This is a genomic window from Streptomyces sp. S07_1.15, assembly GCF_020739505.1.
Taxonomy (GTDB): domain Bacteria; phylum Actinomycetota; class Actinomycetes; order Streptomycetales; family Streptomycetaceae; genus Streptomyces; species Streptomyces xinghaiensis.
This window is the reverse complement of record NZ_JAJBZK010000001.1, coordinates 2,982,662-3,002,262: the sequence shown is the minus strand read 5'-3', so window position 1 is coordinate 3,002,262 and position 19,601 is coordinate 2,982,662. Positions and strand designations below refer to the sequence as shown.

Here is a 19,601-nt window from a genome sequence, read left to right as displayed (position 1 = left end):
GGCCGCGCTGCCGGCACCGGCTCCGGGTCGCCTCGGCCGCGCCCCGCCCGACCGCCACCGCCACCGAAGGAAAGTTCCCGCTGATGACCCTGATACGGCGGCTCACCCGCTTATCGCGCACCGTCCGTCCCGCGGCCTCCGCGCCACCGCCCGCCCCGGCCTCGGCCGCCGGCCGCCGGGAACCGCGACGGCGGCGGACCTCCCCCGTCCCCGGGCTCCGGGGTGGCGGACTGCTCGCCGCCGCCACCGCGGCCGTCCTGTTCGGTGCGTCCGGCGTGGCCGCCGCCGACTGCGCGGACGGAGCGGACGGCGGCAAGTCCGGCCGGGGCGCGACCTATTACGTCTCCCTCGGTGACTCCCTCGCCTCCGGCTACCAGCCGGATGCCGGCCAGGACACGGACGTCGCCTACACCGACAAGCTGTTCGAGACCCTCAAGAAGAGCAACCCCGGCCTCGAACACATACGCCTCGGCTGCTCCGGTGAGACCACCGAGACGTTCATCGGCGGCGGCAAGTGCGACTACCCCGACGCGAACTCCCAGCTGGACGCCGCCCTTCAGGCCCTGTACGAGCACAAGGGCAGCGTCGCGTACGTGACCATCGACATCGGCGCCAACGACATCAGGGCCTGCTCCGGCGCCACCGGCGCCATCGACCCCGCCTGCATGGCCGAGGCGTCCCGGACCATCGGCACCAACCTCACCGAGATCACCGGCAAGCTCCGCAAGGCCGGTTCGGCGAGCACCCAGTACGCGGGCATGACGTACTACAACCCGTTCCTGGCCGCCTGGCTCCTCGGCGAGTCCGGGCAGCAGACCGCCAAGAGTTCGGCCGCCGTCGTCAAGGCCGGCAACGAGGCCATCGCCGGGGTCTACCGCACCGCCGACTACAAGGTCGCCGATGTGGCCGCCGCCTTCGGCTCGGACGACTTCGACACCCGCGTCGAACTGCCCGGCATCGGATCGGTGCCCGCCAACGTCGCCAAGATCTGCGAGCTGACCTGGCAGTGCACCCATCAGGACATCCACGCCAACGCCGCCGGCCACGAGCTGATCGCCGCCACCTTCGCCGAGGTCCTGCCGCGGACCGCGCCCGGCGACGACTGCACGGACCCGGGCGGGACCCCGTCGGCGGAGCCCTCCGGGGACGGTAGCGCCCCGGGCACCGGGACGGACGGCAAGAAGCCCGCCCCGGACGGCACCGACGACGGCAAGGGCGGCGGCGGAGACGACGGCGACGGCGACAAGGCCGGAACGGCCGGCTCCGGCGAGGGCTCCGGGCCCGGGCCCAAGGGCGGCCTCGCCACCGCGGGCTCGTCGAGCACCACCCCGATCGTCGCGGGGGCGGCCGTGCTGGTGCTGGCGGCCGGTGCCGGCATGGTCTTCGCGGTACGCCGCCGCGGCGGCCGGACCGCCGACAGCGGACCGACGGACTCACAGGCGGGATGAACGCCAACGCGGCGGTCCCGCCCGTCGAATGACGCAGGGAGGGCGCCTCCGCACACCGAGTGAGCGCGCCGAGGGCGCCCGTGCACCGCGCGGGCGCCCTCCGTACGCGCCCCTGCTGCCGTACGCGCCCCCGCTGCCGTGCCCGCCGTGCGCACGGCCGGGCAGGGACCGAGCGGGGAGCGAGCACAAGAGCGGCACCCCTGGCAGGCTGGAGGGGTGAAGACACTCCTGAACCTGATCTGGCTCGTGCTCTCCGGCTTCTGGCTGGCCCTCGCCTATGTGCTGGCGGGGCTCATCTGCTTCGTCCTGATCATCACGATCCCGTTCGGCATCGCGTCGTTCCGGATCGCGGGCTACGCCCTGTGGCCGTTCGGCAAGACGACCGTCGAGCGGCGCGACGCGGGCGCGGGCTCGCTGATCGGCAACGTCCTCTGGATCATCTTCGCGGGCTGGTGGCTCGCGCTGGGGCACATCGTCACCGGACTGGCCCTCTGCGTGACGATCATCGGCATCCCGTTCGGTATCGCCAACTTCAAGATGATCCCGATCTCCCTGATGCCGCTCGGCCGCGAGATCGTCCCCTCGGACCGCCCGTTCGCCACCCGCTGAGGCGGCGGCCGCCGCAGCGGTGACGCGCGGCCGCCCGTATCACCGGCCCGAACCCGCCACCGGGCCCGGCGTTTCCGGTCGGCGGGACGGCGGCTCACCTGCCGGAGCCACCGGAAGCCGGAGATTCCGGAGTACCACCCGAACCACCGGCCGGACCGGCCGGACCGGCCGGACCGGCCGGACCCGCGCCGGCCACCCCGCCTCCCGGCGCCTGGAGCAGCCGCGGCGAGGCCACGAACCCGTGCCGGCGGTACGCCGGGACCGCCCGGGGGCTGGAGTGCACCGTCACCCGCTCCAGCCCCGCCTCCCGCGCCAGCTCCCGCACGGCCTCGATGAGCAGCCCGCCCAGACCGCGGTCCCGCTCCGCCGGGACGACGTACACGCACTGCACATCGCCGGACGCACGGGCCGGCGCCCGCGGGCTCGGCACCCGCCGCACGACCGCCAGCCACGCCATCCCGATGACCGCCGCGCCCCGCAGCACGACCAGACAGCGGTGCGACCCCGCGTTCTCCCGCGCCCAGTCCACGAAGTACCGCAGGAACTCCTCGCGCGTGGTGACGGGCGTTCCCCCGTTCTCCAGCAGCCACTCCCACCGCAGCGCGGCGACGGCCGCCAACTCCTCGTCCCGGGCTTCCCGGACGACGGCGCCGCCGGGAAGGCCGGCCGCCACCGCGTCGGGACGACCGCCCGCCGTGCCGCGGGCCATGCCGTTCACACCGTCCGCCGGGGTGCCGTCCATGCCGCCCATGCCCGCCATTCTGACGCACCGTCGGAGCCCGTCCACGGGCCTCACCAGCCACGGAACCCTCCCCTGCCCCCACCGGGGGTTCAGGGTCCCGACAAGGGTTTTCCCCGTATCGGGTCCGCGAGCCCGAACCTACGCTCGGAGAACCGGTCACCGCCTCCCCCTCTGTGGTGACCCGGTCCGGCTGGTCCCCCGCGCTCCGCGATCCCGTCTCCACCCCAACTCCCCAACGGGACACGGGATCGCGGCCCGTGGATCAACGATGCGGCGACGCAACGACGCGCGAAGGCGGTGGACGTGTCATGCGGTCGACAGTGCACGGCGGAGTACCCGTCGGACGACCCGGAGCCCCCGTGGGACGCTCGGAACTTCTCGACCGGCTCCACCAGACCCTGCGCAGCCACGGCCGCGCCGTGCTCACCGGTGCGCCCGGAGCCGGCCGGTCGGCGGTCCTGGACGTCGTCGCCGCGACCGCCGAGTCGCACGGCGAGACCGTACTGCGCCTGACCCCGGCCGAACGCGACCGTACGGTGCCCGGCGCCGCCGCCACCGAACTCCTCGCCGCCATTCCGACCGCGGCACTCGCCCCCCTGCCCGGCATGTCGTTCCGCGCGGGCCCCGGCAGCCTGCCCGCCCTCGGCGCGAGCCCGGCCCTCGGCGCGGTTCCCGGCACCGGTCCCCGCCCCGGCAGCGGTACGCGTCCGGGCGCCCTCGCAGCCGGAAGCGCCCGCACCACCCCCCGTACCGGCGGCGGCCGGAGCACCCGTACCGCCGGAGCCCGCCGCACTGCGGGCGCGGGCACCGGCCGGGCCCGCGGGAGCGGCCCGCTCGGCGCCGGCCCCGCCGCTTCCGTTCCGGCGCTGCTCCGCAGACTGGCGGGGGAGTGGCCGGTGCTCCTCGTCATCGACGACGCCCAGTGGCTGGACGAGGAGAGCGTGCTCCTGCTCCGCTCCGTCCTGCACCCGGGCGCCGGGACCGTGCCGGCGGAGCTGCGCCTGCTGATCGCCGAACGCACCGCGCCCGGCGACCCGCGCGAACCCGTCGCCCACGCCCTCTGCGGCGCCACCCCCCGGGACACCATCCCCGTGCCGCCGCTCGACCCGGCCTCGACCGCCGAACTCCTCGCCCGCCACCGGCTGCCGCGCCGGCTGACCGACGCCGTGCACCGGGCCTCCGGCGGCAACCCGGCCCGCGCCCTGGCCGTCGCCCGCACCCTGACCGCCGGCCCACCCGCGGAACTCGCCGCCGGCTGACCCCCGGCGTGCCCGCGGTCCAGACCGGCGAGCGAGCGCCGGAACATGAACGGAAGCTCCTCGCCGCCCGCGCGTACGTACGTCACCCGAGCACACAACGAGGGCAGTGCGTCGGACGGCGATTCCGACGTACTGCCCTCGCTGTGCCGCAGCCGACCGCGCGGACGCGGACCTCAGGCCACGGGGCTCACCGGTAGTTCACGAACTGCACCGCGAAGTCCAGGTCCGCGCCCTTGATGAGCTGCTGCACCGCCTGCAGGTCGTCCCGGCTCTTGGACGACACCCGCAGCTCGTCGCCCTGCACCTGCGCCTTGACGCCCTTGGGGCCCTCGTCTCGGATCATCTTCGCGACCTTCTTCGCGTTCTCCTGGGAGATGCCCTCCTGGATGCTCGCGAAGATCTTGTACTCCTTGCCGGAGAGCTGCGGCTCCCCGGCGTCCAGCGCCTTGAGCGAGATCCCGCGCTTGACCAGCTTGGACTGGAAGACGTCCAGGATCGCCTTGACCCGGTCCTCCGAGTTCGCCTGCAGCAGGATCTTCTCGCCCGACCACTCGATCGACGCGCCGACGTTCCTGAAGTCGTAGCGCTGCGAGATCTCCTTGGAGGCCTGGTTGAGAGCGTTGTCGACCTCCTGCCGCTCGACCTTCGAGACGATGTCGAAACTGGAGTCGGCCATCGTGAGTTGGCTCCTCATCCCTAGATCATCCGGTACCGCGGAACCATCCCGGTCCGCAGCGCCCAGCCTAGCCATCCGATCCATGATCCAACCGCGATCAACCGGGTGGCGGACCACCCCGGTTCATCGGGTATGGTTTACGACGTTGCCACCGGGCACCGCCACCGAGCGGGACGGCGGCGACACCTCCTAGGCGGTGTGCCCGAGCGGCCAAAGGGAGCAGACTGTAAATCTGCCGGCTCAGCCTTCCCAGGTTCGAATCCTGGCGCCGCCACAGGAACAGAAAAGGCCCCTGACCTGCGAATACGCAGGCAGGGGCCTTCTCTCTTGCGAGGGTCGTGCGGTGCGAACTGTCTCGCTCTGTCTCGTTCGTTCCCGCCCTCTACCAGTGCTCCTGGACGGTGCGTGGACGGGATTCTCCGCCCTGACCTGCGGAGGCGGAAGGGGCGCGGCCGTGGTCAAGCCGGGGGAGTCCTGCGCTCCCGCAGACGAGCGGAAATCTTGGCGTTCGCCGCGTCGTCGCTGTTGCCCAGGAACTTCGCGTACACCCGGAAGAGCACGGCGACGCTGTGCCCGGCCCGCTTGGCGACGAGCTGGGGCTCCACCCCCGAACTGAGCCAAGTGGAGACAGCCGCGTGGCGGAGGTCATACGGCCGCTTGGCCATGAGCGACGCTGCGGCGGCCTGGGTGAGCGCCTTCTCCCTGGCGCGCGCCCAGACCTCCCCGTAGCCACTCTCCTGGACGAGTCCGCCGCGCAGCGTGCGGAAGAGCCGGCCATCCGGCGCCACCCCGTGGGCGGAGACGTGCCAGCGCAGCATGGCCACCAATTCCGGCGGTATCGGCACCGGCCGCACGGCCTTGCGCGACCGGTGCTTCAGCCCTCGCCGGTCGTGCGCTTCCCTGTCATTGGTCCACGCTGCTCCCGCCCGTGGGCGGGTCTCCTGAAGCTGTAGGAGACCCCAGCCGCGCCGGGGGAGTGTGCAGTCCTCCCGGCGCAGCCCCACGACCTCAGCGGGCCGCGCACCGGCGTAGTAGATGCAGCCGAAGAACGCGGCGAGATGCCGGCCGCGCTGTCCCTGGGCCCGGACGGCGGCCAGCAGTTCCGCGGCTTGCTCGGGGTCGGGGACGCAGGCCGGGTCGATTTCCTCTTCCACCGGTTCGGGCAGCTTCCATCGAACCTGCGGGAGCGGATTCTCCGCCAGGAGTCCGGCGTCCACGGCGTACACGAGAGCGTTGTGGAAGATGGCCCGCTTCCTGCGGATCGTGGAAGAGGCGGCCGTGCCCCCGTCCAACTTCTTCGTGAGAGCGTCCAGAACCCTGCGGACAAGCATCCTGTCCGCCAGTGCGGAAGTCGGCTTCGACTTCCGCTCGAACCAGGACAGCACCGCCTTGAACTCCGGGGGCGGTTCCTCGTCCCAGCGGTTCACGTTGAACGCCCAGCCGTAGAGCGCGGCCCGGACGGTGCGCGGATCGGCCATGCCCTTGGTGTCCCGGACGAGCACGGGCGTCACGGTGGCCATGGCTTCGGCCAGCGTCTTCCGCGTGGACGCGGGGGAGTGCGCCCACTTCATTTCGATGTACTGGCGTGCGTGCTCGTACCATGACACGTCTTGCTGCTCCCGCAGCATCGATTTGGGCAGGCCGCTCTCCACGTCGAATGGTTCACCGGCGCGCGCAGCAGTGATGAACTGCGCGCGTCGGCTCTCGGCCAGACCGGAGGTCAGAAACGATTCCGAATGCGGCCGCGTCCCCACCTGCCAGCGGAGTTGGTACGGCTTGCGGTACGGCCGTTTCCGGATGCTCCAGACGCGGACGGTGTAACTCCACTCCACTACGCGACCTCCAGGTCCGCTTTGAAGGCGTCGAGATCACTGCGGCGGATACGCAGATGACCGTTGGGCAGGCGATGGGTCTTCGGGCACTGGCCACGGTTGCGCCAGCGGTACCAAGAGGCCCGGGTGATCCCCAGTTCCTCCAGAACGTCCTTCAGGGGCAACAGTTCATCGGCGGGCGCACGGCGCTTGCGGGCAGGCGTGCTCACGGTGCTTGCTCCTCGGGTGCGTGGCGTTCGGCATGTCGGAGGGCGGGGCGGTAAGGGCGGTAAGGGTGATAAGCCGCCTGACCTGCGATTTCCCGGGGGCGATAAGGGGGGCGGTAAGTGGGGCGATAAGTCCAGCGACCGGAGTTCCGGACCCCGTGAAGGGGAGCGCTTCCCCGCTTGAGGGTTCCGGCCCGAAGGGCTTACCGCCCTCTTTTCGCACCCCTTATCGCCCCACCGTTTCCGCAGGTCAGTGGGCTTATCGACCTTTCCGCCCTTACCGCCCTCAGCCCGCGTAGCTGATGACGGTGGTCGGGCGTCCCTTGGTCGGCCGCTGAGTGCGGACGTATCCGGGCTGGTCGAGCAGTTCGGCGGTGAGCCGGTCCCGCTCGGCCCGGCTGGTGTTCTTGAACAGCCGCCGGATTTGGTCGGCACTCAGCCCGTCCGCCCCGGCGGCCCGTACCGCGTCGGCGAGCTTGTTCACCTTGGGATCACCGGTGACGTTGCCGAGCAGGTGGACGGCGGAGGCCCGGGCGTAGTCGAGCAGGCGCCATGCTGCGCGCATGTGGTGCTCGGCGATGGTGTCGGTGTGGTCGCACAGGGCGTAGACCATGGCGACTCGTTGCACGTACGGGGCGGCGCGGGCGGTGAACTGTGCGATGACGCCTCCGGCGGAATCGTCGCTGAGCGCGGGATAGACGGCGTCGCAGTAGAGCGCCCACGCCTCCGGGCTGAACCGGACGTGTTCGACTCGGGATGCGTCCTCCAGCACCGTGCGCCAGCCCGCGGCGAGGTTGGCCACCAGTTCGGGACTCGCGCCGCGTGATCCGGGGAGGATCAGGTTGCGTTGGCAGAAGATCGGCAGGAAGCGGTTGTAGGTGCCGCCGGCCATTTCGGAGTCCTGCATCTTGGCCCGGAACTCCTCCGGGGTGATGTGCCCGAGGATCGCGATGTGCGGATCAGTGGCCTTGAGGGAGTCGCGGATCATCGAGCCGAGCGAATCCCCGTCCCACGCCTGCCGCAGCACGCCGGGCAGCGAACTGCCTTCCCGGCGGCCCCGGCTCATCGTGACGGCGTACTCCGACTCCACCACCCACAGCCGCTTGTCGATGTTGGCGTGGGAGGCGGTGTCGCTGTCGTCGTCCTTGACGTACTCGATCAGCCCTTCCCCGGAGTTCAGCCCGCGCGGTGTGTGCTCGGGGCCGAAGAAGTCCGGCAGGGCCTCGGCGAGCACGCGGCGCGCGGTCGAGGTCGCCGAGCCCTTGCGGCCGGTGGAGGTCGGGCCGATGGTGAGTGCCCAGATCAGGGTGGGGTGCCGGTCGTTGCCCACCATGACGTGCGGACGGCGGCCGATGATGGCCCCGGCGGCGGAGAGCAGGTTGACGAGCACGGCGACGGGATCGGCCTCGCTGGTGGGGTCCAGCTCCCGCACCGTCTCGCCGACCCACCCGCAGAACACGTCAGGGTGGGGAGTGGGTCCGGGCCGGTGCGGACGGCGGAGGCCCGGCGCGGGGTCGTAGAGCGGATTGGGCGGCCCCGTGGGCGTCTCCTCGGCCGGGCCGTCGCTGAGAGCGTCGCGAGCCGTCAGCTCGGTGACCTGGGCCAGCACGGCGGCCCGGATCTCCTCCGCATCGGCGTCCGGCGCGGAGGCGGCTTGGACGAGCCGGGTACCGGTCTCGATCAGGCGGCGCCGCTCGGCCTTGTCCCGCACGATCTCCGCGTAGTACTCGGCATGGGCGGCCGTCGGCACAGCCTGTACGAGCGTGTGAAGGTACGAGGCGCCACCCACCCGGGCCAGATCGCCGCGCCGGTCGAGGTGGTGAGCCAGAGTGATGGGGTCGGCAGGCTGACCGGTGTCATGCAGCTCGTGGATGGCCCGGTGGATCGTCTCGTGTGCCGGCCGGTAGTGGTCGGCCGGGTCCATGACGGCGGCCACGTCCTCGATGGCGGCCGGGTCCAGCAGCATGGCGCCCAAGACACACTGCTCGGCGTCGAGGTCCTGCGGTGGCCCTGCGGGACGGGCCGCCGGGCCGTGGATCGGCAGCACGTTGCCGTACTGCGGTGGAGCGGGGTCAGCTGTCATGCTGGACGCCTCCTGATTCCTGGTTGGGATGGGAGAACCGGGGCGGCGGGCTGTCCTTTGCACGGGTGTGCCGCCGCCCCGGGCGCCGCTATTCGGCGTGGCCGATGGGGCTGAGGGCCGCGTGTGCCTTGTCCAGGGCGTCGGTCATGAACTGGGACGCTGCGGTCGCGGATTCCAGGGCCCGGGCGAGGGCTGCGACGTGTTCGCCGGGGATGCGGTGGTCGCTGCTGGTGAGGTGTCCGGCGGTGTGCAGGGTCTCCAGGAGTGCGGCGATCTGCTGGAAGGTCTGCGGCAGGCGGCGGGAGAGCGCGGCGAGTTTGCCGACGGTGTCGTAAGCGTCGCCGGGCTGGTACCAGCCGGGCGTCCCGCTGCGGTAGGTGGTGTGGTTGAGGCCTTGGACGGCGTCCGCAGCCTGCTGCGCGAGTTCGACAGCGGACGTGGTGGGGCTGGTCATGGTCAGTGCTCCTTGGTGGGAAGTGCCGGAAGTCCGGCGCGGGTGAGGGCGGCCGGGTCGTAGCCGGGCAGGGCCGCGCGGGCGGTGAGGGCTTCGGCCAACGCGGCCGCGTAGGTGGTGCCCTCCCGGGCCACTTCGACTTGGGTGCGGCAGCGCAGCGCTTCGATGCGCTCGGCGTGCGCGTGCTCCTCACGCCGCTCGGCGGTGCGCCGGTCGTGGGCTGTTGCGGTGCGGCGGTCGGTGCGCCAGTACCGGGCGGCCAGGCCGTAGGCCACGGTCGTGGACAGCGCCCACAGCAGCAGCGGCAGGGACAGCCCGTCGGCGTATCCGGCGACCCCGGCCAGAGCCAGGCCACCGGACGTGGCGAACGCGGTTGCGGCGATGGTGGAGTCCCCGGCCCGGCCGACGGAGGCGCAGGCGCCGGCCGCTGCTGCGCCGAGGGAGAGAGCGGTCATCAGCACGGCGTTGCCGGTGCTGTGTTCGGCTCCGTTGGCGTTCCAGATCCGGGCCAGGATGAGCACGGTGGAGGTGGCCAGGGCCGGGGCCGCCTTGGGGAGTGCGGCGGTGAGCCAGTGGCCGGCGGTGGTGTGTTCGTGCATCGGCGGTGCCCTCCGTTTCAGAGGTCGCGGACGGCGTTGACGACAGCCGCGGTGAGGTTGTTGACCGGCTCGGCGGCGCCGGTGGAGGCGAGGTAGAAGCCGAACATCACGGCGACGAACGCGGAGCCGAAGCCGAGGGACTTGAACTTCAGCAGCGCGGCCAGGGCTGCGCCGAAGAGGACGACGAGGGAGATGGTGACGACCACGGTTGGTCCCTTCCTGGTGGGTGTCAGCGGGTGCCGTCGCGGTGGATGCGCGCGGCGAGGTTGAACAGGTGGCGGCCGAAGCGGATGCGCTTGCGGTCGCCTCGGCAGCGGCGGCAGGTGCGCCCGGGCTTGAGCCGCCCGCGCCGGTCGGTGGTGAGCCGGTAGCCGAAGCCGCGGCACTTGCGGCAGTTGCCGAACGGCGAAGCGGCACACAGAGCCGCGTAACCAAGCGTGATGGCGAGCAGGCAGGCGATAGCGCCCAGAACGGGGGTCACAAGGGCCTCCCAGAGCCGGTTTCAGGGTGTTTCCGGGGAGGGCCGCTATCCGCTAGCGGCCTGATCAGGCGGGATGTTCGGTGCTAGCGGGGCCGCTAACGTTAGCGGGGGTCGCTGCTAGCGATAGCGGCCCCGAAGCGTCATCCCGCGACCTGGTTTCCGTCACGCTCCGCAACAGTGGTGGTGACCTTGGCGCGGTCGATCCCGCGCCGGTTGACGACCTTGCCGTCCACACGCCGGCCGATCTGCACCGTGTCGATGCCGTACGGCTTGAGCGCGGCCGTCAGCTGCTCGGCCGCCCAGCCCTGGTAGACCTCCGGCCGCAGCTCGGCCAGCCGCTCCACCAGGGTTTCCGACCACACCTTCGGCTCGGCCGCCGGGACCACGGCCAGGATGTCGGCCAGCAGGTCGAAACCCGTGCCCTCGTCCGCCTCCGGGTCCTCTCCGAGTGCGTGCCCGGACAGCGTTCCGGCGTCCTCCCGGAGCTTGCGGGCCCGCAGGGCGATCCGGTCGGCGGCGACCGCGTCGGCGAACACCGCCCGCACGATCCGGGCGTCGGAGCCTTCGCCGACGAAGTAGTGCACGCCCTTGTCGGCCCAGGCGAACATCGTGGCCCGCACCGCGCGCTTGTAGGCGGAGGTCCCCAGCACCATGTCGTTCTCCAGCTGGCCCATGACCTTCAGGCAGAACCGGGCGGAGGCGTTCGCGCTGATCCCGGTCGGCAGGGCCTTGGCGTCCGGGCGCTGCGTGGCGAGCATCAGCACGATGCCGGTGGCCGGACCGCGCTTGACCAGGTCGGTGCAGATCTCTTCGAACTCCCCGCCGTACTTGGGGTGTTCGAACCACACCTGACACTCATCCACCCCGACCACGATCGGATGCAGACCCAGCTTCGGTTTGCTGGCCAGCTCCGATGTCACCTTCGACTCCGGGCAGATGTCCCGGGGCAGGGAGCGGATCATCTTCGCCCTGCGGCGCAGCTCCTGGCGCAGGGCGCGCATGTCGCGGATGGCGTACTCGATGTCCTCGTCCTCGTCCCCCGCCCGGTGCCGGTGGGAGACGCGGTCGCCGACGGGGTCGAGGTCGCCGGTTCCCTTGAGGTCGTAGGTGTGCAGCTCCGCCCGCGGGTCCAGGGCCGCGATGAGCAGCAGCAGGCGGAGCAGGAAGGTCTTGCCCATGCGCGGGATGGCGCCGATGACGGCCGCGATGTACATCAGGGTGAGTTCCACCCACCGGCCGCGCTGGTCGGTGCCGAACGCCACCGGCTTGAACAGGTCCACGCTGCCGCCCTTGAGCAGCGGCCAGGCGGGCTGTTTGGCCTTGGCCATGTCCTGATCCCCCACCCACAGCACCAGGCGCCCGGTGTGCTCCTCGGGCACGGCCTCCGGCCACACGGTGCCCAGCGGGCGCCGCAGTCCGGAAGCGAGCTTGTCCCGCTTGTCGATCACGTCCGTCACGGTGACGCCGTAGGGGAGATCGCCCTCCGCCCGCCAGCCGGGCCCGTCCCGGGTGATGGGTGCGGTGAAGGTGAAGCCGTCCCGGCCCTTGCCCATCGCCTGATTGATCGCCGGAATGCCCAGCGCCCCCAGGGCCCGCAGCACGATGTCCGAGGTGAGCTTCTGCACCTTGGGCACATCCACCGCGCGGGTGGCCACCGGGGCATCCGGGGCGGTGCCGGCCGCACCCAGCGCCAGCAGCAGCGCGCCCACCGATACCCCTTGCAGCCACCCCGGTGCCAGCACGTACAGCGCCAGCGCGGTACCGGTCCCGACGAGCAGGGCGAGCACGGTGACGAGGGTCCGCAGGCGGACCCGGGCGTCGCGCTGCCGGGACAGTTTCAGGTACTCCGCCGCGTCCTCCCGCCCGACAGCGGCCAGCCGGACCGGCTCGCCCTCCCGGTCGGCCACCCACCGCATCGTGCCCCCGACGAACCGGGCCGTGCCGCGCGGCGACTGCATCAGCAACCGACCGGCGTACACCGGGGCGCGGAAGGCGTGGTACCCGGCCAAGTGGCCGTAGTGCCCGGCCGCCCACCGCGCGGCCGTCGCCAGCTCGGCGCGGGAGCGCAGCCACGCGGGCACGATCGGATGCCGCTTGGCACCCATCACCCGCGCCATGAACCCCGGCCCGGTCGGGTCCGGACCGTCCACCAGGAGGGTGCGGGAGTCGGCCGACTCCCCACCCGACTCCGCCGCGCCCCGGTTGCCCGACCGGTCGGCGGTCGGGTCGGCCGACTCGGCGCGGGCCGACCGCGCCTTGCTGAGGTCAACTACCTCGGCTCCGGGGTCAGCCGACCGGCCGTGCTCGGAGCCGTAGTCATCTGCGTGCTTCACTGAGGTTCCTTCCCTTGCGGATAGGTGAGCGGGGCCCGGCCGACGCTTTGGCCGGCAGGCGGCCGGGCCCCGTGAATGACAGGTCAGAGGTCGAACAAGCCGCCCTGCGCGGGATCCGGAGCGGCCCGGGTCAGACGTTGGGCGGCGCGGCGGGCGGCGTCGAAACAGGTCGGGCACCATGCCCGGAGGTCGTCCACCGGCAGCAGGGCCGCCGCGCGGGACGGAGTGGCCGGGTCGGCAGCGGCGGCCAACAGACGGACCGGGCCGCTGTGCCTGCTGGCGTACTTGTCGTGCACCTTGGAGCAACGGCCTTCGCCCTTGGTGTGCGGGTTGCCGCACTGCCCTGCGCACTGGCAGCGGTAGCCCGCGGCCTCCATCACGCGCCGCCACAGAGCGGCCCCAACGATCGGCTCAGCCATCACGCGGCCTCCGCCCCGGCCTCGGCCTCCCGACGGAACCGGGCCGCCTCGGCTCGCTCAGCCTTGAGGGCGTCGCGGAGGGTGCGGGCGTTGGCCTGGGAGGTGCGGACGGTCTTGCGGATTGCCTCGGCCGTCAGGTCCTCACCCGCCCACGCGGCGGTCACGGTCCGGGCCTCGGCCAGCAGCTCATCCGCTGACCGCACCGACTTCCCCTTCGGCTTGGGCTTGGCCTTGCCAGCGGTCTTGCGCGGGCGCCGGACCGGCTGTTCCGGCTTCGGCTCGGGCTGCTCCTGGTCGCTGTTGCCGGGCGGCAGCGGCGGCGGGGTGTCCGCCTCGGCGGCCGGGGCGAGTTCGCCGAGTTTGAGCAGGACGCGGGTGCGGTGCGGGGTGTGCTTGCGCCACCGGCGCCCGTAGCGCTCGCGCAGCTCGGCCCGGTCCAACTGCCGCTGCCGCTCCCGTGCCAGGGCGTCGGAGTAGGAGGTGATCTCCCACAGCGTCATCCGCCGCCACAGGGCGAAGGTGGAGGGGAAGGCGAGCAGCCAGCGGGAGCGGCGGATCTTCTCCATCCGGCGCCCGGTCACCGCGCCGATGCGGCTCGCGTAGACGTGGGCGGCGATCTCGGAGAGCACCACCCACAGCAGCGGCATGGTGCCGTGCGCCAGCTTCGCCGACAGGCTGTGCCCGGCCGCGATGTTGAGCCAGCACGTCACCAGGGTCAGCGCCCAGGGCACGAAGCGGACCCACGCCAGCGGCATGTTCACCCGGATCAGCAGCAGGTTGGCGGCCGTGAACACCGGGATCGCCACATCGATGCCGACCGGCAGCATCCACGGCGCCCCGAACCCCCACCGCGCGGCCGCGGCCGACACGGCGTCGAAGGACGAGGCCAGACCGAGGATGCCGACCGCGCCGGCCGCCACGGCCACCGTGCCGAGCAGGACCCGTTCCGGCTTGGACAGCGGCGGCACCCCGGCCGCAGCTCCCGGCGCGGGCTGGTCTTTGGTGAGCTTGACGGTCATCGCGCACCCCCATGGGTGCCGGACCGCCCGGCCCGGCGGCCGTTGACGGTCGGCAGCGGCTCGATGCCCTCGGCCACCCGCCAGCCGCCGCCGCTCCGTTTGGCCGCGTACATCGCCTCATCTGCCCGCCGCAGTGCCAGCGACAGGGACGGCGTCGGCAGGGCGGCGGTGAGGGCGGCGCCGATGGAGGCGCCCACGGCCAGCGTGCGGCCCCGGTAGGCGAACGGGGCGGTGATCTCGCCGTGAAGGCCCCCCAGCAGCCACGGCAGCACGGCCGCATCCGGCAGCGGCACGATGGCGGCGAACTCATCCCCGCCCAAGCGGGCCGCCACACTGCCCGGCCGGTCGGTAAGCGTGTCGTCCAGGCTCGCGGCAGTGGAGCGGATCGCCTCGTCCCCGGCCGCGTGTCCGAACGTGTCGTTGAGCTTCTTGAAGCCGTCCAGATCGAGCACCAGGACGACATGCGGCCCCTTGGCCAGCCCACGCACGGCCCGACGCTCGAACGCAGCACGGGTGTCCAGCCCGGTCAAAGGATCGCGGCGGGCAGCGTCGAGCCTGCGCCGCATCCACACCGTGTGAGCCGTCCAGGCCGCCGCCATCGGACCGGCAGCCGCCATAGCGGGGAACAGGCTGTTCATGCCGCTTCCCCCGTCCACGGGGCACGACGGACGCGGGCGGCGGACCGCAGCAGCGGCACGGTCCGCGACAGCGCGTCGGCGTACAGCGCGTCCCACGCGGCGATCTCGTCCGTCTCGCCCTGCTCCCGCAGGTCGGCCAGCACGTCACACGCCGCGTCCAGCCGGGCCGCGCGTTCGGCCGGCGTCTCCTCGGCGGCCCCGAGGAACAGCTCACGGTCGAGCCCCATGGGCCGCTCATCGAAGCCGAGCGCCAGCTCTTCGAACTCGGAGGCGGTGACCGCCTCCTGTCCGCCAATGAAGGTGCGCATCGTGTCTCTCCAGATGGGTTGGGAGCACCAAGGCGGCGGGCTGTCCTTGCACGGGTGTGCCGCCGCCTTGGTGCTGTGGGGTTGGTCGATCGATCCCGGCGGAGTGCCGGGACGTGCGCTCGTCTCAAGGCCGAGCGGGCCGCCTTTTCAGTGGAGGCGGTGGCCATTTGGAGTTCTCAAGGGACAGGCGCTTCCTTCGGGCCCCTGTCACCGGGCCCTCCGGGCGCTTGCAGCGGGTCACATACGCACCGAAGGCAGCCCAAAGAAGGCCCTTCAGTTGCGCTGTCCTGGGACTGCGAACCGCTTGAGCAAGACAATGGCGCACAGTCCCGGGACTGTCAACAGTCCTGGGACTGTGTTTGACTTGCCCTTGAGGAGAGGAGTCCCACATGGCGCCGAAATGGCGAGAGCTGGCGGACAAGCTGGCCCAGGCGATCAGAAGTGGCGAGTACGCGCCCGGGCAACAGCTGCCGCACATCAGAGACCTCGTCGAAGCGGGTGAGGGCTCCAAGTCCACCGTTCACGCGGCCTACAAGGCGCTGGAAGCAGAGGGCCTTGTCACCTCGTCCCGTGGGCACGGCACCGTCGTGCGGCAACAGACTCCGCTGAAGCGGCTCGGGATCATGCGGTACGACAAGGCCAAGTGGCGGGACGGCGACGAAGTGGCCTTCATCGCCGACCGTGTCGCCTCCGGCCGCGCGTACCGACGCAATGAGCAGACGCAGACAGTGAGCCTTGTCGAGGCACCGCCAGCGGTCGCGGTTGCGCACGGGCTACCGGAAGGCGCGCAGGTCTATGCACGGGCACGTCTTGTGAAGGAAGGCGATCAGCCCACGCACACGCTGACCAGCTATTACCGCCCGGAGCACGTCGAGGGGACCCGCATCGTGGATCCGGCTCCTGGTCCGGCCGGCCGGGGCGGTGGCTTCCGCGTGCTGTACGACGCGGGATACGAGATCGACCACATGAAGGAAGAGCTGTTCGCGCGGATCCCCACAACGGATGAGGCCAAGCTGCTGCAGTTGCCCCCGGGCGAACCAGTCGTTGAGCTTCACCGGACCACGTACACCGCCGATGGCACCGTGGTGGAGTTCGCCATCGGCCTTCATGCCGCATCGCGCTTCGCCTGGGAGTACGAGTTCAAGGTGCCGGACACGGCGCGGGACGGGAAGGAAACGCCGTGAGGATCTCTGAGCAGGCGTGGGCAGACGCGCAGTTGCTGTGGGACTACCACCACATGCGACACGAGGTCCGCCCGTGCTCTGTCGCTATCGGCCTGGGGAGTCACGACTTGGGCGTGGCAGACACCGCGGTGGACCTATACCGCCGCGGAATGGTCCCCCTGATCGTGTTCACCGGCGCCACCAGCCCGACGACGCGCGAACGTATGCCCAGGGGCGAAGCCGTGCACTACCGGGAACGGGCCTTGGAGCTGGGCGTGCCCAGCTCGGCCGTCCTGGTGGAGCCGCGTGCGCGCAACACGGGCGAGAACATCCGCTTCTCACGCGCGCTTCTGGAAGAGGCCGGCGCCGAAGTCTCCTCTGTCCTGCTGGTCAGCAAGCCGTACGAAGAGCGCCGCGCATACGCCACTGCGTGCAAGCTGTGGCCCGAAGCTGAGTTCATCTGCGCCTCAACACCAATGAGCTTCGAGCAGTACGTCGAGTCAATTCACGACGTGCGAATGGTGGTTGACATGCTCGTCGGTGCGCTACAGCGACTGCTGATCTACCCAAAGCAAGGGTTCATGATCCACCTGTCGGTGCCGGATGGCGTAATGGATGCATACGAACGGCTCTGCCGCCAAGGGTTCACAAGTCGACTAGTCCCGGGGAGAGACGAGGCGGACCGCTGAGGATCCCTCAAAAGGGGGGTTCGTCTGCGGCCCTCAGGATCCTTTGGGACAGAACCTCGTTGCCGTATTCACTTATCTGTTCCGCGTACTCCGAGTGCTTTCCGTAGGGGATTCCTCTGAGGATGTCGCGCACGAATTCTTCGGCCAATTCGTGGCCTCCGATCTCGTCGACCGCGGCCTTGGTCAAATACCAACCCCCGGCGCCCACCCCTCTAAGGATCCTACTCGCGTCGTCAAATTTTCCTGATGCGCGAAACTCAAGGACGACCTCCAGTATGCGCCCTGTCTGCCGCTTCGATCCTGTGAATTCGAGAACCCGATCTGCGTCAGATTGCAGTGTGGCCACTCGTAACTGTTGAACTATGTGCCGGATATTGCGGGCTGAGTGCATGCGCGCGATCGCGACCAGGTAGGAATCGACATGCTCGCTGATCTGCGCTCTGCGCATGGCCACGACTATGGCGGGCGTTGATCTTGTTCCGTGGACCCGTGCGGTGTGAGCAAGCAGTGCTCCCACCGTTTTGTCGTGGTCGCTACTGTTCCACGATGGCCAGGGGGTAGGTTCTGGAGCGGGGAACGACCTGTCGAGTGCTACGAGGGTTTGAATAATCTCTTGTGGCCTGTCTTTTGCGGCTCTCTTCATGAACTCGGAAACCGACATCTCGGCGAGTAGCATCGATTCCACTGCATTCGGGAGCCATGATGCGGTGGGCATCTGGTTTGAGTTCCGAACGATTTCGACAATGTCATGCATCTGGGCGAGCTCTAGCGCTTCTATGTTCCATGGTTCCTGCTGTTTCATGGAGGCGGCTGGAGCGTGTGGTGTACTGGGACGCCTGGGGAGAGCATTGTCGAAATTCGACAATCGCTCGCGCCAGACCCCCGGATCAATTTCCTGCGGCAGCAGTGGAGCTCCGCTGAGCCTCGCGTGCTCTGCCAGGGCTTCCACAATCGATAGGACCTCAGGCAAGTTGATGCGGCTTTTCCCTGACAGCTTGTCCTGGATTGTTGAGCGTGCCATTTTGCGCTCTCGTCCTTGCCGCGATATCAAACGCTCAATCTGGCGGACTGTAGGGCTTCCTGCCCGTACCCGCAAATGCTGAAGTTGTGCCGCCAAGCTCATCTCGTAGCTCCCCTGTCCGCGGACGTCCGGGCTTGGCCGGGACTGTCCGGGGCTGTCCGGATGATCGGTCAGAACCGTAGTCGACCAGCGGGTCAACTGTCCGGGCTTTGCCGGTCTTGGCCGAGGGCATCGCCTTCCGCGCGCCGGACGGGTTGCGTTGTTCCGAGAACAGCGGCGCCCCGTCGCGGCCGACGGGGGCGTCACCGATTCGCGTGGCCATGGCAACTAGGACTGTCATGGCTCTTCATTCGCTAGAGGAGCAAGTTGATGACGCCCGACACCCCTCCTACCTGGGAGCGCAAGGATGACCCCCCTCACTGGGTCAACCGTTCCCTGCCCGTGGTCACTGCGCTGGCGGGATTGATTGGGGCGCTTGCAGCGCTGGTCAGCGCCGTTCGGGGCTGAGTGTTCCGGTGCTCTGGCGGTGGGGCCGTGGTCATCACACAAGAGTGGCTCTGATCAAGGCGCTCTGGACGACTCGTGGACGGCGCGTGCGATCGTCTCCGGGAGCATCGCCAAAGGCACAGGTCAGGCGTTGCGTCTCGGTGTCATGCACAGAGGACTGTAAATCTGCCGGCTCAGCCTTCCCAGGTTCGAATCCTGGCGCCGCCACAGGAACAGAAAAGGCCCCCGATCCGCGAGTACGCGGACCGGGGGCCTTCTCCGTGCCGTGGTGCGCAGCCCTTCCCCGGGCCTTCCCCCGCCTCGTTCAGTCCGACGCGGCGGCCTTCACCGCCTCCGCCACCGGAACCGAACCGCTGATCAGTTCCAGCGTCCTGCCGATGGTGCCCGGCTCGTCCAGCAGCGCGGCCAGCACCGCCGCCACGTCGTCCCGCGGCACCGCGTCCCGCCCGGTGCGCTCGGCGAGCGTGACCAGCCCCGTCCCCGGATCGTCGGTGAGCCGGCCCGGCCGCAGGATCGTCCAGTCCAGCTCGGTGCGCGCCCGCACGGCCGCGTCCGCCGCGCCCTTGGCCCGCAGATAGGCGGCGAAGACCGGGTCGGTGTCCGGTGTCGGCTCGCTGTCGGCGCCCATCGACGAGACGACGAGGAAGCGCCGCACCCCGGCCCGCTCGGCCGCCTCGGCGAAGAGCTCCGCGGCCGCCCGGTCCACGGTCTCCTTCCGGGCGATGCCGCTGCCCGGTCCGGCGCCGGCCGCGAAAACGGCCGCGTCGGCGCCCTGCAGATGGGCCGCGACCTCCTCGGTGATGGCCGACTCCAGGTCGCACAGCACGGGTTCGGCCCCCGCTTCCCGCAGGTCGTCGCCCTGCTCGCGGCTGCGGATGAGGCCCGCGACCTCGTCACCGCGCCCGGCGAGCAACCGCTCCAGCCGCAGCGCGATCTGACCGTGTCCTCCAGCGATGACAATGCGCATGGTCCCGACCGTACGCCGAGGGCACGAAGTGCAGACAGAGGGCGCGCTGGCCATACCTTGCGCCGGCCTGAACCCCCGTCGCACCCGTCACACCGGAGGGCCCGCCCGGGCCCCGCCGCGCAACCTCGTCCGCTTCCCCGGCCCGCCG

The 19,601-nt window shown here is 70.7% G+C and carries 21 protein-coding genes and 1 tRNA gene; 6 read left to right on the top strand and 16 right to left on the bottom strand.

The annotated features are described in order from the left end of the window. Window positions 1–83: 83 nt before the first annotated feature. On the top strand, window positions 84–1,448 hold the full coding sequence (locus LIX60_RS12845; protein ID WP_227958538.1) for an SGNH/GDSL hydrolase family protein: 1,365 nt from the start codon (window positions 84–86) through the stop codon (window positions 1,446–1,448). A gap of 216 nt (window positions 1,449–1,664) precedes the next feature. Next, window positions 1,665–2,057, top strand: coding sequence for a YccF domain-containing protein (locus LIX60_RS12840; RefSeq protein ID WP_019707798.1), 393 nt, complete (start codon window positions 1,665–1,667; stop codon window positions 2,055–2,057). 94 nt (window positions 2,058–2,151) lie between these two features. Here the strand turns inward: LIX60_RS12840 and LIX60_RS12835 are convergent, their stop codons facing one another. Further along, window positions 2,152–2,808, bottom strand: a complete 657-nt coding sequence (locus LIX60_RS12835; RefSeq protein WP_227958537.1) for a GNAT family N-acetyltransferase — start codon at window positions 2,806–2,808, stop codon at window positions 2,152–2,154. A 350-nt stretch (window positions 2,809–3,158) separates the two neighbouring features. Here LIX60_RS12835 and LIX60_RS12830 point away from each other — a divergent pair, with 350 nt between their 5' ends. Then, window positions 3,159–4,058, top strand: a complete 900-nt coding sequence (locus LIX60_RS12830; RefSeq protein WP_308101260.1) for an AAA family ATPase — start codon at window positions 3,159–3,161, stop codon at window positions 4,056–4,058. A gap of 187 nt (window positions 4,059–4,245) precedes the next feature. Here the strand turns inward: LIX60_RS12830 and LIX60_RS12825 are convergent, their stop codons facing one another. Continuing rightward, a complete protein-coding gene (locus LIX60_RS12825; RefSeq protein WP_227962745.1) occupies window positions 4,246–4,734 on the bottom strand; it encodes a YajQ family cyclic di-GMP-binding protein in 489 nt (162 codons plus the stop codon). Window positions 4,735–4,926: 192 nt separating this feature from the next. On the opposite strand from LIX60_RS12825, the gene LIX60_RS12820 reads away from it, so the two are divergent. Next, window positions 4,927–5,008: transfer RNA gene (locus LIX60_RS12820), tRNA-Tyr, on the top strand. A gap of 184 nt (window positions 5,009–5,192) precedes the next feature. Here the strand turns inward: LIX60_RS12820 and LIX60_RS12815 are convergent. The 12 genes from LIX60_RS12815 to LIX60_RS12760 form a co-directional block, all read right to left on the bottom strand. Beyond that, the gene (locus LIX60_RS12815; protein ID WP_227958535.1) at window positions 5,193–6,566 is read right to left on the bottom strand and encodes a tyrosine-type recombinase/integrase; all 1,374 of its coding nucleotides are present in this window, start codon (window positions 6,564–6,566) and stop codon (window positions 5,193–5,195) included. Next, window positions 6,566–6,775 carry a helix-turn-helix domain-containing protein gene (locus tag LIX60_RS12810; protein ID WP_308101259.1) on the bottom strand — a complete coding sequence of 70 codons (210 nt, stop codon included), beginning with the start codon at window positions 6,773–6,775 and terminating at the stop codon, window positions 6,566–6,568. The genes LIX60_RS12815 and LIX60_RS12810 overlap by 1 nt, the downstream gene beginning before the upstream one ends. A 283-nt stretch (window positions 6,776–7,058) precedes the next feature. After that, window positions 7,059–8,855, bottom strand: coding sequence for a DnaB-like helicase N-terminal domain-containing protein (locus tag LIX60_RS12805; protein ID WP_227958534.1), 1,797 nt, complete (start codon window positions 8,853–8,855; stop codon window positions 7,059–7,061). An 88-nt stretch (window positions 8,856–8,943) separates the two neighbouring features. After that, on the bottom strand, window positions 8,944–9,309 hold the full coding sequence (locus tag LIX60_RS12800; RefSeq protein ID WP_227958533.1) for a hypothetical protein: 366 nt from the start codon (window positions 9,307–9,309) through the stop codon (window positions 8,944–8,946). A 2-nt stretch (window positions 9,310–9,311) separates the two neighbouring features. After that, complete coding sequence (locus tag LIX60_RS12795; RefSeq protein ID WP_227958532.1) at window positions 9,312–9,908, bottom strand: hypothetical protein; 597 nt, start codon at window positions 9,906–9,908, stop codon at window positions 9,312–9,314. Between the two features lie 17 nt (window positions 9,909–9,925). Beyond that, complete coding sequence (locus tag LIX60_RS12790; RefSeq protein ID WP_227958531.1) at window positions 9,926–10,114, bottom strand: hypothetical protein; 189 nt, start codon at window positions 10,112–10,114, stop codon at window positions 9,926–9,928. A 23-nt stretch (window positions 10,115–10,137) separates the two neighbouring features. Continuing rightward, window positions 10,138–10,389, bottom strand: a complete 252-nt coding sequence (locus LIX60_RS12785) for a hypothetical protein (RefSeq protein ID WP_227958530.1) — start codon at window positions 10,387–10,389, stop codon at window positions 10,138–10,140. A gap of 140 nt (window positions 10,390–10,529) precedes the next feature. Beyond that, entirely contained in the window at window positions 10,530–12,722 is a 2,193-nt protein-coding gene (locus tag LIX60_RS12780; protein WP_227958529.1) for a cell division protein FtsK, read from the bottom strand. Window positions 12,723–12,805: 83 nt separating this feature from the next. Further along, a complete protein-coding gene (locus tag LIX60_RS12775) occupies window positions 12,806–13,141 on the bottom strand; it encodes a hypothetical protein (RefSeq protein ID WP_227958528.1) in 336 nt (111 codons plus the stop codon). Continuing rightward, the gene (locus LIX60_RS12770; protein WP_227958527.1) at window positions 13,141–14,160 is read right to left on the bottom strand and encodes a DUF2637 domain-containing protein; all 1,020 of its coding nucleotides are present in this window, start codon (window positions 14,158–14,160) and stop codon (window positions 13,141–13,143) included. The genes LIX60_RS12775 and LIX60_RS12770 overlap by 1 nt, the downstream gene beginning before the upstream one ends. Then, the gene (locus LIX60_RS12765; RefSeq protein ID WP_227958526.1) at window positions 14,157–14,798 is read right to left on the bottom strand and encodes a GGDEF domain-containing protein; all 642 of its coding nucleotides are present in this window, start codon (window positions 14,796–14,798) and stop codon (window positions 14,157–14,159) included. The genes LIX60_RS12770 and LIX60_RS12765 overlap by 4 nt, the downstream gene beginning before the upstream one ends. After that, window positions 14,795–15,106, bottom strand: coding sequence for a hypothetical protein (locus tag LIX60_RS12760; RefSeq protein ID WP_227958525.1), 312 nt, complete (start codon window positions 15,104–15,106; stop codon window positions 14,795–14,797). The genes LIX60_RS12765 and LIX60_RS12760 overlap by 4 nt, the downstream gene beginning before the upstream one ends. Window positions 15,107–15,495: 389 nt before the next feature. Here LIX60_RS12760 and LIX60_RS12755 point away from each other — a divergent pair, with 389 nt between their 5' ends. Together LIX60_RS12755 and LIX60_RS12750 are read left to right on the top strand one after the other, a co-directional pair. Then, window positions 15,496–16,290, top strand: a complete 795-nt coding sequence (locus LIX60_RS12755; RefSeq protein WP_227958524.1) for a GntR family transcriptional regulator — start codon at window positions 15,496–15,498, stop codon at window positions 16,288–16,290. A gap of 53 nt (window positions 16,291–16,343) precedes the next feature. Beyond that, window positions 16,344–16,958 carry a YdcF family protein gene (locus LIX60_RS12750; RefSeq protein WP_227962744.1) on the top strand — a complete coding sequence of 205 codons (615 nt, stop codon included), beginning with the start codon at window positions 16,344–16,346 and terminating at the stop codon, window positions 16,956–16,958. A 7-nt stretch (window positions 16,959–16,965) separates the two neighbouring features. Here the strand turns inward: LIX60_RS12750 and LIX60_RS12745 are convergent, their stop codons facing one another. Further along, on the bottom strand, window positions 16,966–17,979 hold the full coding sequence (locus LIX60_RS12745) for a hypothetical protein (protein ID WP_227958523.1): 1,014 nt from the start codon (window positions 17,977–17,979) through the stop codon (window positions 16,966–16,968). A gap of 811 nt (window positions 17,980–18,790) precedes the next feature. After that, window positions 18,791–19,453, bottom strand: a complete 663-nt coding sequence (locus LIX60_RS12740) for an NAD(P)H-binding protein (protein WP_227958522.1) — start codon at window positions 19,451–19,453, stop codon at window positions 18,791–18,793. Between the last annotated feature and the right edge of the window lie 148 nt (window positions 19,454–19,601).